The organism is Kribbella yunnanensis (assembly GCF_039529655.1).
In the GTDB taxonomy this organism is placed as follows: Bacteria; Actinomycetota; Actinomycetes; order Propionibacteriales; family Kribbellaceae; genus Kribbella; species Kribbella yunnanensis.
This window is the reverse complement of the sequence record NZ_BAAANF010000004.1, coordinates 252,143-266,347: the sequence shown is the minus strand read 5'-3', so window position 1 is coordinate 266,347 and position 14,205 is coordinate 252,143. Positions and strand designations below refer to the sequence as shown.

At 66.6% G+C, this 14,205-nt stretch carries 19 protein-coding genes; 10 read left to right on the top strand and 9 right to left on the bottom strand.

The window, feature by feature from the left end; translation table 11 throughout:
• Positions 1-6 precede the first annotated feature (6 nt).
• The gene (locus ABD231_RS08150) at positions 7-408 is read left to right on the top strand and encodes a cupin domain-containing protein (protein ID WP_344147468.1); all 402 of its coding nucleotides are present in this window, start codon (positions 7-9) and stop codon (positions 406-408) included.
• Positions 409-510: 102 nt separating this feature from the next.
• Positions 511-1,191, top strand: a complete 681-nt coding sequence (locus ABD231_RS08145; protein ID WP_344147465.1) for a VOC family protein — start codon at positions 511-513, stop codon at positions 1,189-1,191.
• Here the strand turns inward: ABD231_RS08145 and ABD231_RS08140 are convergent.
• Entirely contained in the window at positions 1,180-1,575 is a 396-nt protein-coding gene (locus ABD231_RS08140) for a VOC family protein (RefSeq protein ID WP_344147462.1), read from the bottom strand. The genes ABD231_RS08145 and ABD231_RS08140 overlap by 12 nt on opposite strands.
• Positions 1,572-1,856 (bottom strand): ArsR/SmtB family transcription factor, encoded by a 285-nt coding sequence (locus tag ABD231_RS08135; protein WP_344147459.1) that lies wholly within the window; start codon positions 1,854-1,856, stop codon positions 1,572-1,574. The genes ABD231_RS08140 and ABD231_RS08135 overlap by 4 nt, the downstream gene beginning before the upstream one ends.
• A gap of 68 nt (positions 1,857-1,924) precedes the next feature.
• On the opposite strand from ABD231_RS08135, the gene ABD231_RS08130 reads away from it, so the two are divergent.
• Both ABD231_RS08130 and ABD231_RS08125 read left to right on the top strand, forming a co-directional pair.
• Positions 1,925-3,082, top strand: a complete 1,158-nt coding sequence (locus ABD231_RS08130; RefSeq protein ID WP_344147455.1) for a maleylpyruvate isomerase N-terminal domain-containing protein — start codon at positions 1,925-1,927, stop codon at positions 3,080-3,082.
• Complete coding sequence (locus ABD231_RS08125; protein ID WP_344147453.1) at positions 3,079-3,561, top strand: hypothetical protein; 483 nt, start codon at positions 3,079-3,081, stop codon at positions 3,559-3,561. Before ABD231_RS08130 ends, ABD231_RS08125 begins: the two co-directional genes overlap by 4 nt.
• On the opposite strand, the gene ABD231_RS08120 is transcribed toward ABD231_RS08125, so the two are convergent.
• The 4 genes from ABD231_RS08120 to ABD231_RS08105 are packed head-to-tail and all read right to left on the bottom strand — an operon-like array spanning position 3,467 to position 7,271.
• Positions 3,467-3,988: a pyridoxamine 5'-phosphate oxidase family protein gene (locus ABD231_RS08120; protein ID WP_344147450.1), complete on the bottom strand. Its 522-nt coding sequence runs from the start codon at positions 3,986-3,988 to the stop codon at positions 3,467-3,469. The two genes, ABD231_RS08125 and ABD231_RS08120, sit on opposite strands and share 95 nt — an antisense overlap.
• Entirely contained in the window at positions 3,975-6,335 is a 2,361-nt protein-coding gene (locus ABD231_RS08115; protein WP_344147447.1) for an ATP-binding cassette domain-containing protein, read from the bottom strand. The genes ABD231_RS08120 and ABD231_RS08115 overlap by 14 nt, the downstream gene beginning before the upstream one ends.
• 40 nt (positions 6,336-6,375) lie before the next feature.
• Positions 6,376-6,798, bottom strand: a complete 423-nt coding sequence (locus ABD231_RS08110) for a VOC family protein (protein ID WP_344147444.1) — start codon at positions 6,796-6,798, stop codon at positions 6,376-6,378.
• Between the two features lie 5 nt (positions 6,799-6,803).
• Positions 6,804-7,271, bottom strand: a complete 468-nt coding sequence (locus tag ABD231_RS08105; protein ID WP_344147441.1) for a helix-turn-helix transcriptional regulator — start codon at positions 7,269-7,271, stop codon at positions 6,804-6,806.
• Positions 7,272-7,334: 63 nt separating this feature from the next.
• Here ABD231_RS08105 and ABD231_RS08100 point away from each other — a divergent pair, with 63 nt between their 5' ends.
• The 5 genes from ABD231_RS08100 (at position 7,335) to ABD231_RS08080 (ending at position 10,684) form a co-directional block, all read left to right on the top strand.
• On the top strand, positions 7,335-8,066 hold the full coding sequence (locus tag ABD231_RS08100) for a VOC family protein (protein ID WP_344147438.1): 732 nt from the start codon (positions 7,335-7,337) through the stop codon (positions 8,064-8,066).
• A 2-nt stretch (positions 8,067-8,068) separates the two neighbouring features.
• Entirely contained in the window at positions 8,069-8,854 is a 786-nt protein-coding gene (locus ABD231_RS08095) for an alpha/beta fold hydrolase (protein ID WP_344147435.1), read from the top strand.
• Between the two features lie 5 nt (positions 8,855-8,859).
• Entirely contained in the window at positions 8,860-9,363 is a 504-nt protein-coding gene (locus ABD231_RS08090) for an NUDIX hydrolase (RefSeq protein WP_344147432.1), read from the top strand.
• A 10-nt stretch (positions 9,364-9,373) separates the two neighbouring features.
• Complete coding sequence (locus ABD231_RS08085) at positions 9,374-9,814, top strand: GNAT family N-acetyltransferase (RefSeq protein ID WP_344147429.1); 441 nt, start codon at positions 9,374-9,376, stop codon at positions 9,812-9,814.
• A gap of 105 nt (positions 9,815-9,919) precedes the next feature.
• Positions 9,920-10,684 (top strand): SDR family NAD(P)-dependent oxidoreductase, encoded by a 765-nt coding sequence (locus ABD231_RS08080; RefSeq protein ID WP_344147426.1) that lies wholly within the window; start codon positions 9,920-9,922, stop codon positions 10,682-10,684.
• Here the strand turns inward: ABD231_RS08080 and ABD231_RS08075 are convergent.
• Both ABD231_RS08075 and ABD231_RS08070 read right to left on the bottom strand, forming a co-directional pair.
• Positions 10,672-11,664: a small ribosomal subunit Rsm22 family protein gene (locus tag ABD231_RS08075; RefSeq protein WP_344147423.1), complete on the bottom strand. Its 993-nt coding sequence runs from the start codon at positions 11,662-11,664 to the stop codon at positions 10,672-10,674. The genes ABD231_RS08080 and ABD231_RS08075 overlap by 13 nt on opposite strands.
• Positions 11,665-11,875: 211 nt before the next feature.
• Positions 11,876-12,550 (bottom strand): VOC family protein, encoded by a 675-nt coding sequence (locus ABD231_RS08070; protein WP_344147420.1) that lies wholly within the window; start codon positions 12,548-12,550, stop codon positions 11,876-11,878.
• 103 nt (positions 12,551-12,653) lie between these two features.
• Between ABD231_RS08070 and pyrH the strand changes: the two genes are divergently transcribed.
• Positions 12,654-13,361 carry a UMP kinase gene (pyrH, locus tag ABD231_RS08065; RefSeq protein ID WP_344147417.1) on the top strand — a complete coding sequence of 236 codons (708 nt, stop codon included), beginning with the start codon at positions 12,654-12,656 and terminating at the stop codon, positions 13,359-13,361.
• On the opposite strand, the gene ABD231_RS08060 is transcribed toward pyrH, so the two are convergent.
• Complete coding sequence (locus ABD231_RS08060) at positions 13,354-14,157, bottom strand: phosphotransferase family protein (RefSeq protein ID WP_344147414.1); 804 nt, start codon at positions 14,155-14,157, stop codon at positions 13,354-13,356. The genes pyrH and ABD231_RS08060 overlap by 8 nt on opposite strands.
• Positions 14,158-14,205: the final 48 nt, after the last annotated feature.

Sequence of the window (14,205 nt, the reverse complement as noted above, 5' to 3'; positions counted from 1 at the left end):
ACGGGCATGAGCGCAGGACAGTTGCCGCCTGGGGTCGAGATCATCGAGACGCGGGCCGATGTCACACACTGGATTCCGGCTGGGGCGGAGGCCCGGAGTGTTCGGGTGACGTTGGGTCCGGGTGATCCGGGGGCACCGCCGCATCGGCACCCGGGGCCCTTGTTCGGGTATGTGACCGAGGGCGAGATTCTGTTCGAGCTGGAGGGACAGGCACCGCGGATACTCAAGGCCGGCGATGCTCTGTTCGAGCCGGGCGGGGACGTGATCCACATCGAGGGTTCGAACAACCGGACCGACCAGCAGGCGCAGATCGTGCTGACGATGTTCGCATTGCCCGGTACGCCGGTTCTGGTGCCGGTGAGCGCTGAAGAGTTGGCGGAACGCAAGCATCTGCGGGTGTCTCGGTAGGTCGGCGATGTCCCGCCCTGGAGCGTAATTCGGGTGCTCCGGGGCAGGGCGCCGGTCTAGGGTGCACGTAATGCGCCGACCGAGTGTTGGGATGTGAGACCCATGGGTGTTCGTCTGCAGGAACTCTCTTACGCAGCAAAGGATCCGGCCGGGCTGGCGCGGTTCTGGGCCGGGCTGCTCGAGTTCACGTTCGAAGACGACGCCGTACTGGCTCCGGCCGACGACCGGGCCTTCCGGCTCCGGTTCGTGGCGAGCGACCTGCCGAAGCTCGGACCGAACCAGATGCACTTCGACGTGACGAGCAAGTCACCCGAAGACCAGCAACGCCAGGTCGACCGCACCCTCGAGCTCGGCGGTCAGCACCTCGACATCGGCCAGTCGGATGACGAGCCGCACGTCGTGATGGCCGATCCGGAAGGCAACGAGTTCTGTGTGATCGAGCCGACCAACAACTTCCTCGCCAACACCGCCGCGATCGGCGCATTGTCGTCCGACGGAAGCCAGGCTGTCGGGTACTTCTGGAGCAAGGCGCTCGACTGGCCGCTGGTCTGGGACCAGGACGACGAGACCGCGATCCAAGCGCCGTACGGCGGGACCAAGATCGCCTGGGGTGGTCCGCCGGTGAGTCCGAAGCTGGGTGTCAATCGCCTTCAGCTGACGCTGGTGGCAGAAGGCGATCGTCAGGTCGAGGTCGATCGGCTCGTGGCCCTCGGCGCGACGCAGGGCGAGGGCGATACGCTGCTCGATCCCGATGGCAACGAGTTCGTCGTACTAGCCGGCTGACTTCGGCGAGACGATCTGCACGAGGTTCCCGCAGGTGTCGTCGAGGACGGCCATCATCACGGTGCCGGCGTCGGTCGGCGGCTGGGTGAACTCGACGCCGAGCGCGGTCAGACGGGCGTGCTCGGCCTCGACGTCGTCCACAGCGAACTGCACCAGCGGGATCCCGTCCTCAACGAGTGCGTCGCGGTAGGGCTTGACCGCAGGGTGACCCGCCGGCTCCAGCAGCAGTTCGGCGCCATCCGGCGCCTCGGGTGACACGACAGTCAGCCACGAAGCGGCACCGAGCGGGATGTCGTGCTTCTTCGTGAACCCAAGGACGTCGGTGTAGAACGCGAGCGCTGCCCGCTGATCGTCGACGAACACACTCACCAGGTTGATTCTCATTCTCCGGACCTCTCTCCGACCGGCCACCGCCGCGCGATCTCCGCGAGCGGCGCAGGATTGAAATAGTGGAACTTCGACCGTCCACGCTTCTCCGTCACGACCAGCCCCGCCGCCTCCAGCACCCCAAGATGCTGCGAGATCGCCTGCCGCGTCGACGACAACCCGTGCCGAGTCGTCAACGTCGAACAAATCTCGAACAACGTCTGGCCGTCGCGAGCCGCCAGTTCGTCGAGAATCACCCGCCGCGTCTCGTCGTCCAACGCCCGGAACACCGTGGTCACAGCCCCCACTATAGGCAAGCAACCACTTGCCTATCAACTATTCGCCGCCACGAGTCGTCAGGGAGCACGTGGACACCCTCCGTACGACGACCTGGGGCGAAGGCGATCGCGTCGCCGTCCTCCTGCACGGGATGATGGGCTCGTCCCACCAGTTCTGGCGCATCCCACTGACCACGACCGCCGCTGTGGAGCCGACAACCAAGTTCACCGCAGCAGGAGCCAGCCGCGCAGCCGTTGATCTGACAGCTAAGTTCACCGCGGCACAAGCCAGCCGGACGGTCGACGCATTGCGCCGGACCAAGCCGGCCTGGTCCGACACCGACCGCGACGTCGAAGCAGCAGCCGCCATCCAGTTCGACGTTCCAACAGCCGTCGCCCTGGAGTTCGCCGACAACCGCATGCAGACTCCGGTGGCCGACATCCCATCGCTCGTCATCCATGCCGACCCCAGCCGGTACGTGTCCGCGGCCCGGGCGGCGGAGCTCCAGTCACTCGGCTTCCAAGTCCGCGCGATCCCCGGAGCCGACCACAGCATCTGGTACTCGCACTTCGACGAATTCCTGTCCGCGCTCGACGCCTTCGTCGGTAGGACAGGACGTAGTCGTATGCGTAGACCGGTTCGCGCACCTGGAGGTGCGGCGCGCGGGCTGTCGTGGGCGTATATGTCCTGTCGTTACGGTGTCCGCATGGATGTGGAGTTGCTGGCGGCTGCCTCAGTTGAGTTCGAGCGGGTGGTGGGCGAGCTGCCGGAGGGGGTTTGGGGGTTGCCGACCTCATGTGAGGTCGATGTGCGCGAGCTCGTCGAGCACGTGGTTGAGGGGAACCGGTTTGCCGCTGCAGTGCTCACTGGAGTGAGCGGCCGGGAGGCATTGGCGGCGGCGCGAGCCCAGGACCTCGACCTACATCAGTCAGCCACCCAGCAGATCGAGGCGTTCCGCGCAGCGTCCGCCGACCAGGTTGTGCACCACCCCGGCGGCGACATCTCGGCCGAGGCGTTCCTCCGGTACCGGCTGGTCGACGTGGTCGTCCACGCGTGGGACCTGCTCCGAGCAGCAAACCTGGACGAAACCCTGGACACCACCGTGACTGAGCAACTCTGGGCAGTCGTCGAACCGCGGCTCACCGAGATGCTCGCCTTCGGATCGTACGGCGATGGTCCGAGCGGCAAGGTCGCGTCCGACGCTCCGGCGCAACACCGGTTGCTCGACGCGTTTGGCCGCCGATGATGTTCCTCGTCGCGCTCCTGCTCGTCATAGCCAGCCTGCTCGTCGCCCTGTGGGGCCTCGGCAAAACGATCCTCGGCCTGGTCAAGAGCCGCCCGCGCGTCGTCTACCGCGGACTCGCGCTCATCTGTGGATCCATCGCCGTCGGCGGCTACGCACTCGGCATCGCCATGGTCGGCCTCGCACAAGGCGAGTCCGACCATGGCACCGAATCATCCCCCGCCCCGGCCTGCCGCCAAGCCGACCCAAGCAAAGCACCCCATGTCATCGGGCACGAGGCCGGCTACCTACCGCTGCGATTCGACTGCGAGCTGACCGACGGTACGACGTACTCGGCCCACGTCGTACCGAGTGGACTCACGCCCGTCGTACTGATCGCAGCCGCTGCTACCGCTGGTCTGGCAACGGCCGCCAAGTCTGGCGCGGCGCATGGCCCGTCCGGCGGAGCCAATGATCGGTATAGAGGATCCGCGACGGCGTGATCACCGTCAGCGGATCCGTCGGCGGCTCATCCACCGACCGCCCGCGTTCGGCATAGTCGGACTGCCACCGAAACGCCTCCCAATACTCCACAGCATCACCCGGCGCCAACGTCCGCGCAGTCCCGAACAACTGCGCACCCCGGCTCGACGCCAAACCCACATACGGTACGACGATTCCCGCCGACACCCGTGGATCGCGGCGCAGGTTCCGCGACTTCACCGACGCGTCCCACGAGGTGTAGAAGATCTCGAAACCCAAGCTGTAGTAGCGCACCGGAGTAGCCGACGGGGACCCGTCGCGGTTCACCGTCGCCACCACAGCAAGGTTCTGCGTCGACAACAGGTTGAGGATCCGCTCTTCCAGCACCTCCCGCGACAGCACACCCTCAGGAGTCGGACCCGCCAACCAGGGATTAGTGAGCGGCAACGTACTCCTTCAGATGCTTCCCGGTCAGCGTCTTCGCCGCCTTCACCAGCGCGGCCGGCGTACCTTCGAACACGACCTTCCCACCATCGTGACCAGCACCCGGACCAAGGTCGATGATCCAGTCGGCGTGAGCCATCACGGCCTGGTGGTGCTCGATCACGATGACCGACTTGCCGGAGTCGACCAGGCGGTCGAGCAGACCGAGCAGGTTGTCGACGTCAGCCAAATGCAGACCGGTCGTCGGCTCGTCGAGGATGTAGACGTCGCCCTTGTCGGCCATCTGCGTCGCCAGCTTCAACCGCTGCCGCTCACCACCGGACAGGGTCGTCAGCGGCTGCCCGACCTTCAGGTAGCCCAGCCCGACATCGTCCAGCCGGTCCAGGATCTTGTGCGCCGCCGGTACCTTCGCCGGACCGTCCGCGAAGAACCCGACCGCCTCGGTCACCGGCATCTCCAGTACGTCGGAGATGTTCCGCCCACCGAGCTTGTACTCGAGCACCGACGCCTGGAACCGCTTGCCCTCGCATTCCTCACACGTCGACTCGACCGTCGCCATCACGCCGAGCTCGGTGTAGATCACGCCGGCCCCGTTGCACGCCGGGCACGCGCCCTCGGAGTTCGCGCTGAACAGCGCCGGCTTGACGCCGTTCTCCTTCGCGAACGCCTTCCGGATCGGCTCGAGCATCCCCGTGTACGTCGCCGGGTTGCTCCGCCGCGATCCCCTGATAGCAGTCTGGTCGACAGTCACCACGCCGTCCCGATCCGCGATCGACCCGTGGATCAGCGAGCTCTTCCCCGACCCGGCAACCCCGGTCACAACCGCAAGAACCCCGAGCGGTACGTCGACATCGACGTTCTGCAGGTTGTTCGTATCCGCGCCGCGAACCTCCAGTACGCCGTTCGCCGTCCGCACCTCGGTCTTGACCGCAGCGCGGTCGTCGAGGTGCCGCCCGGTCAGCGTGTCGCTCGTGCGCAGCTTGTCGACCGTGCCCTCGAACACGACCTCGCCACCCTCGCTCCCGGCCGCCGGGCCGAGGTCGATGACGTGGTCGGCGATCGCGATCATCTCCGGCTTGTGCTCGACGACCAGGACGGTGTTGCCCTTGTCGCGCAACTGCAGGAGCAGTTCGTTCATCCGCTGGATGTCGTGCGGGTGCAGGCCGATCGACGGCTCGTCGAAGACGTAGGTGACATCGGTCAGCGACGACCCGAGGTGCCGGATCATCTTGGTCCGCTGCGCCTCACCACCCGACAGCGTGCCGGCCGGTCGATCCAGCGAGAGGTACCCGAGCCCGATCGACACGAACGAGTCGAGCGTGTCGCCCAGCGCGTTCAGCAGCGGCGCGTACGACGGCGCTTTCAGCTTGCGGATCCAGTCGGCCAGGTCGCTGATCTGCATCGAGCACAGGTCGGCGATGTTCTTGCCGTTGATCTTCGAGGCCAACGCGTCCTGGCTGAGTCGCGTACCGCCGCAGTCCGGGCAGGTCGTGAACGTCACCGCCCGCTCCACGAACGCCCGGATGTGCGGCTGCATCGCATCGACGTCCTTGCTCAGGAACGACTTCTGGATCTGCGGGATGATCCCGGTGTAGGTGAGGTTGATCCCCTCGACCTTGATCTTGGTCGGCTCCCGGTGCAGCAGGTCGTGCAGTTCCTTCTTCGTGTACTTCTTGATCGGCTTGTCCGGGTTGAAGTAGCCGGCGCCGCGGAAGATCCGCCCGTACCAGCCCTCCATGCTGTACCCCGGGATGGTCAACGCACCCTCGTTCAGCGACTTCTCCGCGTCGTACAAGGCGGTCAGGTCGAAGTCGGTGACCGACCCCATCCCCTCACAACGCGCGCACATCCCGCCGGCGTACACGGCCTCGCGGACGACCTGCTTCGACCCGGCGCCCTTCTCGCTCACCATCGCGCCGGTCGCGATCCGTCGCGGCACGTTGAACGAGTACGCCGTCGGCGGGCCGGCATGCGGTTTCGCGAGCCGGCTGAACAGGATCCGCAACATCGCGTTCGCGTCGGTCGCCGTACCGACCGTGGAGCGCGGGTTCGCACCCATCCGCTCCTGGTCGACGATGATCGCGGTGGTCAGCCCGTCCAGTACGTCGACGTCCGGGCGGGACTGGTTGGCCATGAACCCCTGGAGGAACGCGCTGTACGTCTCGTTGATGAGGCGCTGCGACTCCGCGGCGATCGTGCTGAAGACCAGTGAGCTCTTGCCCGAGCCCGACACCCCGGTGAACGCCGTCAGCCGGCGCTTCGGGATCTCGACACTGATGTCCTTCAGGTTGTTCTCGCGGGCGCCGACGACCCGGATCAGATCGTGGCTGTCGGCAACATGCTCGGTCATTCGCGGTTCTCCAGGTCAGTGCCGTCTCAGGCGGGGGGTCTCAGGCCTGCTGATTGATGCGGATGTGGTTACCCGCCGGGTCACGGAACGCGGCGTCGCGCACGCCGTACGGCTGGTCGGTCGGCTCCTGGACGACTTCGGCGCCCCCGGCAACCATCTTCTCGAACGTCTCGTCGAGGTTCGGGCTGGACAGCACGAGGGTGGCGAAGGTGCCCTTGGCCATCATCTCGGTGATGGTCTTGCGCTCGTCCTCGGTGATCCCGGGGTCGGCGAACGGCGGGTGCAGGACGACGGAGGTGTCCGGCTGACCGACCGGCCCCACGGTGATCCACCGCATCGCGCCGCCGCCGACGTCCATCCGGATCTCGAAGCCGAGCAGGTCCCGGAAGAAGGCCGCGGAGGCGTCCGGGTCGGTGTGCGGAAGGAAGCTGTGCTGAATCTTGATGTCTGCAGTAGGAGTCATGTCGATCACAGTAGGTGCGGTGCAGCTTGGTCTGCTTCTTGATTCCTGATCGGTCTGGTCACGCGTTTGGCAACACACGACGGCAACCCCGCCGCGGCCGCGCTGACCTCCCGCTTGTAGGCGCTCGGCGACATCCCCACCAGCTCGGTGAACCGGGTACTGAACGTCCCGAGCGACGAACCGCCGACCGCGAAACACACGTCGGTCACGCTCATCTCCCCGTGCCGCAGCAGCGCCATCGCCCGCTCCACCCGCCGCGTCATCAAGTAGCTGTACGGCGACTCCCCGTACGCCCGCTTGAACTCCCGGCTCAGGTGCCCCGACGACATCCCGGCGCCCCGCGCCAGCGCGTCGACATCCAGCGGCTGCGCGTATTCCCGGTCGATCCGGTCCCGCACGCGCCGTAGCCGGACCAGGTCCTCCAGCCTCTGCTCCTCCGCCGTCTTCCTCGATGAGCTCAAGTTCCCCGCCATACCGAGATCCTGTCACGGCCGACGGCTGCTGCGGAACCACCTCGATCTGGCAGGGTGGGCGGTATGGCTATCCAGGAACTGCGATTCCGGGCGGCACACCTACGCGCCGTACTGAGCGGAGCCAAGCGGATCACGATGCGCTTCCAGGACCCTGTCGAGGTCGGACCGGCGGTGCTGGTGTTCGAATCGGAGCCGGAGGTCCGGTTGCCGGGGGTGATCACCTCGGTTCTGGCGAAGACCGTCGCGACGGTGAGTGACGACGAGGCCCGCGAAGACGGCTTCCCCGGGGCGGACGCCGTACTGGCTGGGCTGCGTGACTACTATCCGGCGCTCGAACCGGAGGACGAGTTGGTCATCGTCCGCTTCGACATCGACGAGGTGACGCGTCCGCAGCGCATGCACACTGCGCTGGACGCTGAGGACGCCCGAGGGCTCGCGGAGTTCTATCGGCAGCTGATGGGTCTGCAGTACCGGCCGGGCGACGAACCGCCGACGGACGGTACGGCGGATGATGACAGCTGGCTCGTGCTTGTCGACTCCGATGGCCGGCGGCAACTCGCCGTACAGCGCACAGACGTGCTCCCGCGGTCCACCTGGCCGTCGCCCGAGATTCCGATGCAGATGCACCTCGACTTCGCCGTACCGACGGCCGAGGCGCTGGAGCTGCACCGGTTGCACGCGGAGCAGCTCGGAGCGCGGGTCTTGCTGGACCGTACCCAGGTAGGGTCCGAACCGTTGTATGTGCTGGCCGATCCGGCCGGACATCCGTTCTGTCTTCTGGTGGGGGTGCTGTGAGCATGGAAACGGGATATGCAGACGTCAACGGGTTGCACCTGTACTACGAGATCCACGGCTCAGGCGGTACGCCACTTCTGCTGCTGCACGGTGGATTGTTCAACATCGACCTGCAGTTCGGCCCACTGCTGCCGGGGCTGTCCGAGGGCCGCCAGGTCATCGCGCTGGACTTCCAGGCGCACGGGCGGACGAACGACATCGACCGACCCCTCGGTACGGCGGCTCTCGCGTCCGACGTGGTCGGCCTGCTGCGGGAACTCGACGTACCGCAGGTGGATCTGTTCGGGTTCAGTGTCGGTGGAGCGGTTGCGCTGGAGCTCGCGATCAAGCATCCGGAGCTGGTTCGCAAGGCGGTGATCTCGTCGACGTCGTTCCGCCCCGATGGCATGCGGCCGGAGAACGCGGCGGTCGGCGAGATGAAGGTCGAGATGATCGCGGGTACGCCGATGGAGTCGGACTACCTGGCCAAGTCGCCGCATCCGGATCACGAGCATCTGCAGGAGCTGCTGAACAAGCTCGGCGCGTTCATCGGCGATGTCGACGGCTGGTCCGACGAGGAGATCAGCGGGATCGCGGCACCGACACTGATGACGGCCGGCGACTGCGACGCGATGAAACTCGAGCACGTCGTCCGCTTCCAGCAGTTGCGCGGTGGCGACGTCAACGGGGACTTCATCGGCGTACCGAAGTCGCAGCTGGCCGTGTTCCCCGGCACCACGCACTTCAACGGGCTGGGGCGGACCACGCTGGTGCTCGACACCGTGATCACGTTCCTCGACGCCGACTGACCGCTTTGCCTGCCCGCCCGATTGACCTGCCGCTGCGCCTTACGGCGTTCAGCTGCGCTGTTGACGCGGCTGGACGGCTCCTGATGGTTCGGCACGAACGGCTGGGCGTTGTTCGCTGGGAGATCCCGGGCGGTCACGTTGAGCCCGGCGAGTCGGCAGCCGAAGCCGCGATGCGCGAGACGGTCGAGGAGACCGGCGTACTGGTCACGCCTGGGCGGATCGTCGCCGACTGCGTGCATCGCTGGCGGGGTCGTGGTGTGGGGATCGTGTACTTCGAGGCTGTGCCGCAGCCGTCGGCGGAGTTGCGTACGACGGATTCTCGGATCAAGGAGGTTGCGTGGATCGATCCGGCTGACCTTGTTCCCGAAGACACCTCGGCGCTGGGCTGGCCGGTGATCCAGCATGTTGCTGCGGGCAACCGTTCTGTCCTGCACCTGAGCGCGTCCCACCATCGCACGGCGGCCGGTTGGGAGCCGCTCATCCTCTCGAGTCGACTCTGTGCTGAGTAGGCTCAGGCCCATGTTTCGTGAGGCTGGGGCAGCGGACTTTGCTCGGGTGATGCAGCTCTATCGGGAGCTGCATCCGGGCGACCCAGTCGTTGCGGATGACCGCGCGCAGGCGGTGTACGACGAGATCCTGGCGACGCCCGGGATGCGCCTGTTCCTGTTCGAGGAGGACGGCGTGGCGATCGCCTCGACGTACCTGAACATCATCCCGAACCTCACGCGCGGAGCAGCGCCGTACGGCGTCGTGGAGAACGTGATCGTGGCCGCGCCGCGCCGCGGGACCGGGATCGGCAAGGCGGTGATGGCCGGCACGCTGGACGCCGCCTGGGATGCCGGTTGCTACAAGGTGATGCTGCTGACCGGCTCCAAGCGCGAGTCGACCCATGCCTACTACCGAGCCTGCGGATTCGTCGCGGACGAAAAGACGGGATTCGTCGCGCGCCGACCCTCCTGACAGGATCGTGCAAAGCCTGGCGAGCATTGGTCTACGGAAACACCTGCCCCGCAACGTTCACTGGAGTGGTAACCAACCACGACGTTGCAGGAGACAGGCGCAATCATGCAAATCGCAGTCATCACCGGCGGAAGCTCCGGAATCGGCCAGGCCACCGCCTTCGAGCTCGCCAAACGCGGCACCGGCGTCATCCTCACCTACCACGGCAGCCCCGACCGCGGCCTGGAGACAGCCGACCGGATCGAGAAAGACGGCGGTACGGCGATCGCCCTGCCCCTGGACGTGAGTAACCAGAGAGCGCTCTCCGGTTTCCGGAAGGCGATCTCGGCCGCACTGCAGGACCGCTGGGGACGCGACACGTTCGACTTCCTGGTCAACAACGCCGGAGTCGGCCAGCCGCCAGTCCCGTTCGAGGAGACCACCGAGCAGCTGTTCGACCAGATGATCGGCGTCCACCTGAAAGGCCCGTACTTCCTAACCCAAACCCTCCTTCCCCTGATCGCCGATGGCGGATCCGTCGTCTTCACCACCAGCTCGGCAGGCCTGCTCACCTCGCGGCCGTCCAACGGCTACTCGGTTTACGGCAGCGTCAAGGGCGCTCAGGTCGTCCTCACCCGCTACCTGGCGAAGGAACTGAGCACCCGCGGCATCCGCGTGAACGCCGTCGCCCCCGGCGTCACCCGAACCCGCCTAGGCGGCGACGCCTTCGCCCAACACCCCGAGCTCATCCCACCGATCGCCGACAACACCGCCCTCGGCCGCATCGGCGAATCCGAAGACGTCGCCGTTGCAATCACCTACCTCCTCTCCCCCGAAGCCCGCTGGATCACCGCCCAAACCCTCGAAGCCTCCGGCGGCTACGACCTCTGAGCCGGCCAGGAACCTCCCTGCGCGACGGCTCGGGCGACTGGGTACTCCGGGCTCGACTTGGGGATCCGGGCCTGGGTGCGCCGGGCATCCGCCGTACACAAGGTGAGCAGCACCTGGTTCTTCGGACGGACCGGCGGTGTGAGGACCCGGGCGGCCGCCGGCCTCGCCGGTCTCCGGGTCGCGACCAGGTAGCTGAACTTCTCGTCCTCGTAGTTGCGGACGCCGTCCTTCAACCGCCGATGCAGTTCGGTGCGTGGCAGCCGTACGGCGAAGTGGCACCAGTCCCGCTCGACGAGCGGGCAGTCGAGCTGATGTGGACAGGGAGCGGCGATCGTGAGCCCCAGGCTGATCAGCTGGTCCCGGGCCTCGAGGATGTGGCGATACCCGCGTGGTGTGCCAGGTTCGACCAGCACGATCGTGTCCGCGGAGACCGCTGCCGCAGCAATCACGTGCTGGCGAGTCGGTGCCGTCAGTTCATTGAGGACGTACGCGACCGTCACGAGATCCACGGGAGTTGCCGACGGCCAGCCGCGGAGATCGGCCGGTTGCCAGTCGCGGAGATCGCCAGGCGACCACTGCGGCGACGGACTACAGGGCGTGTCTGCGGCCAGCCGACGACCCAGTGCGATCGCGGCCGGTTGGCGTTCGACGATCTGGGTCTCGATGCCCGGCCAGATCGAGGTGGCGGCCCAGGCGGCAGCACCGGTTCCACCACCCAGGTCGAGGTGCGTACCGGCAGCGCCGACATGGAGGTCGGCGGCTCGCAGCGCAGCCTGGATCGCCCGATACGTCGCGGGCATCCGGACCACGGCGTACGCGAGGCAGTCGAGGTTGTCCCGCAGACCGGGTGACGCGTCGGCGACCGCCGCGTTGCGGTAGCGGGCGGACAATTCATTAGCGCGCGTGCGGAGTACGTCGTACTTGATGCCGTTGAGCGCGCGCAGGAGGACAGCATGCAGTTGGGTGTCCACGGAGGACATGAGAAAGCTCCGGTTCGGCTGGTACGGGGTGCGCAGAGCGCACGGGACCCGCGGCGAACGCCGCGACGTACCAACCGGTCCGGTAGATCAGCAGGAGGAGTTGGCACGCAACCGGATAGCCATGCAAGCCATGACGCACCTCCTTGGTGCCGCATTCAGAAGCGGCTCTCGCTCAAACAGTAGCTAGTTCCAGCATCGTCAGCCCACCCATTTAACGGCCTTTGATCGTGCAGACACAGGCCCGGTTGCCCTGGGCGTCCGCAATCACGGTGAACGACGGATCCTCGTCGGACACGAGGGTGCCCCCGGCGGCGAGCGCAGCCTCGATACGGGCGGGGGCCTGTGCGACCGGCAGCCAGATGTCGAAGTGGAAGCGTTGACGCGGAGTCTCGTGCGGGGTCGTCTTCTGAAACCAGATGGCCGGCGTCCGTCCGGTCGGGTCGACCACCTCGGGGTGGTCGTAGTTCGCCGGGTCACCAGTGAGCAGCGCGGACCAGAACGGGCCGATCTCCGCGGCATCGGCGGTATCCAGGCCAAGCTCCACCACGCAGAGTCCGTCCAAATCAGCCTTCAAACCACGCTCCGCGGCCAACGCACTGATCTCCCGCGCGAGATCGAGGTCGAGCTGCGTCACGGACGACCAGGTGAACTCGGTCCCATCCTTCTGGCGATACACCGAGCCCGGCGTGAGCAGCTTCAGATCCACGAACGACGACGTCACCCGCACGTCCGGGTCGTGGCCGTCCGCAACCTCCCCCACCGCCTGCGCAAACGCCACACCGTCCGCGAACGACCCGACCAAGAACCGCGCATGCAACGCCGACGCAAGCTTGCTCCAGTCCGCCAACCCGGCATCCTGGATCGCCTGCACGCTCAACACGTCCATTTCCCGCTCCCAACATTCTGCTTACGAGCAGGCTAGAACCATCCGCCGACAATATCCGTCCTGGTGTGGTACATCTGCAGCACCGCCTTCTGAACGGAGCAGCATGTACCGACGGCTCGTGCTCAAGTTGTCCGGCCAGGCGATCGCCGGGGGTGACGAGTTCGGGTTCGACAGCGACCGGCTCACCCATCTGGCGAACGAGGTGATCGCGCTGCGCGCCACCGGCGTACAGGTCGCGGTGATCGTCGGCGGCGGGAACGTGTTCCGCGGCAACCGCGCCGAGGACTGGGGTATCGATCGCGTCGAGGCCGACAACATCGGCATGCTCGGTACCGTCATCAACGCGGTCCTGCTCCGCGGCCGACTGTCGGCGCTCGGTACGCACGGCGTCCGGCTGATGACGGCGGTGCCGATCAACAACATCGCCGGGCCGTACATCCGGATGCGCGCACTCCGGCACCTGGAGAAGGGCTCGATCGTAGTCCTTGCCGGAGGCAACGGTCAGCCGTTCACCACGACCGACTACCCGGCCGTCCAGCGCGCCGTCGAACTCGAGGCCGACGCCCTCCTGGTCGCCAAGAACGGCGCCGACGGCGTGTACGACGCCGACCCGAACACCAACGCCGACGCGACCCGCTTCGACCACCTCAGCTACGAAGAGGTCATCGAACGCGGTCTCGGCGTGATGGACCAGTCCGCGTTCATCCTGGCCCGCGACCACCGCCTGCCTCTCCACGTGTTCGACATCGACCGCCCCGCGGCCGCGGCATCCATCAGCAACGGCAAACACATCGGCACCCTGATCAACTGAGCTCCGCGGCGATCCGCCGTACATGCGGTTCAAACCAGTCCCCACCAGCCGCATGCTCCGCGTGCAGTGCTGCAAGCGACCACAAGATCCGGTAACAAGAGAGCGTTCTCTGCAGGTTCTCGTTCTGCATCCCACCGTAGGTCGCGACAACGGTTGCCGGGTTGGCTGTCATCGTGAGCCGGGCGAGATCGTAGAGCGGATCGCCGTAGCAGGCATCTCCCCAGTCGAGGATCGCGGTGAGCTTGCCATCAACGGCATACAGGTGCCGCGCATGCAGATCGCCATGCAGCAGCGACGCCGGTACGTCGGCCACTTCGGCGATGAACTGTGGCATCGTCACGCGGAGACGGTGGGCGAGTTCGTCGGGGACGACGCCCTTCAGCTTGTCGAGGTCGTCGATCAGCAGGCTCAGCCGGCCGGCCCAGTCGGCACCGGCATCACCACCCGCGTCCGCCTCGGGGTAGTGGATTTCGTGCAGGGTGCGGAGTGCGTGGACGGCTTGGATCAGCACCTTCGGATCGTCGGACGGCTCGCCTGAGACCTCGGCCAGGATCAGGTACTGGGGTTGGCCGAGGCTGGTTGCGAGGATCTCGGGGACTGGTACGCCGACCGCCTCCGCCTGCTGGATGGCGTGTGCCTCGGCGGCGATCGCGGTACCGGTCTTCAGGTAGGCGGTGGCACCGGACGCGGCGTGGATGCGGAAGGTCTGGTTGCCGACGAAACCCTGCACGGGTTCGACGGACTCGATCGGTCCGAGGACTGCGGCGGCGTACGTGCCGGCTTCAGCTGTCTGCATAGGCGCTCCTTTAGCCGCGGGCTAAAACGTTTGGACGATCGTCGGTGT

Coding starts and splice junctions, on each gene's coding strand:
- ABD231_RS08140 (WP_344147462.1), bottom strand. CDS start 1,575: ATGAGAATCAACCTGGTGAGTGTGTTCGTCGACGATCAGCGGGCAGCG.
- ABD231_RS08100 (WP_344147438.1), top strand. CDS start 7,335: ATGGCTATCCAGGAACTGCGATTCCGGGCGGCACACCTACGCGCCGTA.
- pyrH (WP_344147417.1), top strand. CDS start 12,654: ATGTACCGACGGCTCGTGCTCAAGTTGTCCGGCCAGGCGATCGCCGGG.
- ABD231_RS08150 (WP_344147468.1), top strand. CDS start 7: ATGAGCGCAGGACAGTTGCCGCCTGGGGTCGAGATCATCGAGACGCGG.
- ABD231_RS08060 (WP_344147414.1), bottom strand. CDS start 14,157: ATGCAGACAGCTGAAGCCGGCACGTACGCCGCCGCAGTCCTCGGACCG.
- ABD231_RS08095 (WP_344147435.1), top strand. CDS start 8,069: ATGGAAACGGGATATGCAGACGTCAACGGGTTGCACCTGTACTACGAG.
- ABD231_RS08115 (WP_344147447.1), bottom strand. CDS start 6,335: ATGACCGAGCATGTTGCCGACAGCCACGATCTGATCCGGGTCGTCGGC.
- ABD231_RS08125 (WP_344147453.1), top strand. CDS start 3,079: ATGATGTTCCTCGTCGCGCTCCTGCTCGTCATAGCCAGCCTGCTCGTC.
- ABD231_RS08110 (WP_344147444.1), bottom strand. CDS start 6,798: ATGACTCCTACTGCAGACATCAAGATTCAGCACAGCTTCCTTCCGCAC.
- ABD231_RS08105 (WP_344147441.1), bottom strand. CDS start 7,271: ATGGCGGGGAACTTGAGCTCATCGAGGAAGACGGCGGAGGAGCAGAGG.
- ABD231_RS08070 (WP_344147420.1), bottom strand. CDS start 12,550: ATGGACGTGTTGAGCGTGCAGGCGATCCAGGATGCCGGGTTGGCGGAC.
- ABD231_RS08075 (WP_344147423.1), bottom strand. CDS start 11,664: ATGTCCTCCGTGGACACCCAACTGCATGCTGTCCTCCTGCGCGCGCTC.
- ABD231_RS08085 (WP_344147429.1), top strand. CDS start 9,374: ATGTTTCGTGAGGCTGGGGCAGCGGACTTTGCTCGGGTGATGCAGCTC.
- ABD231_RS08080 (WP_344147426.1), top strand. CDS start 9,920: ATGCAAATCGCAGTCATCACCGGCGGAAGCTCCGGAATCGGCCAGGCC.
- ABD231_RS08145 (WP_344147465.1), top strand. CDS start 511: ATGGGTGTTCGTCTGCAGGAACTCTCTTACGCAGCAAAGGATCCGGCC.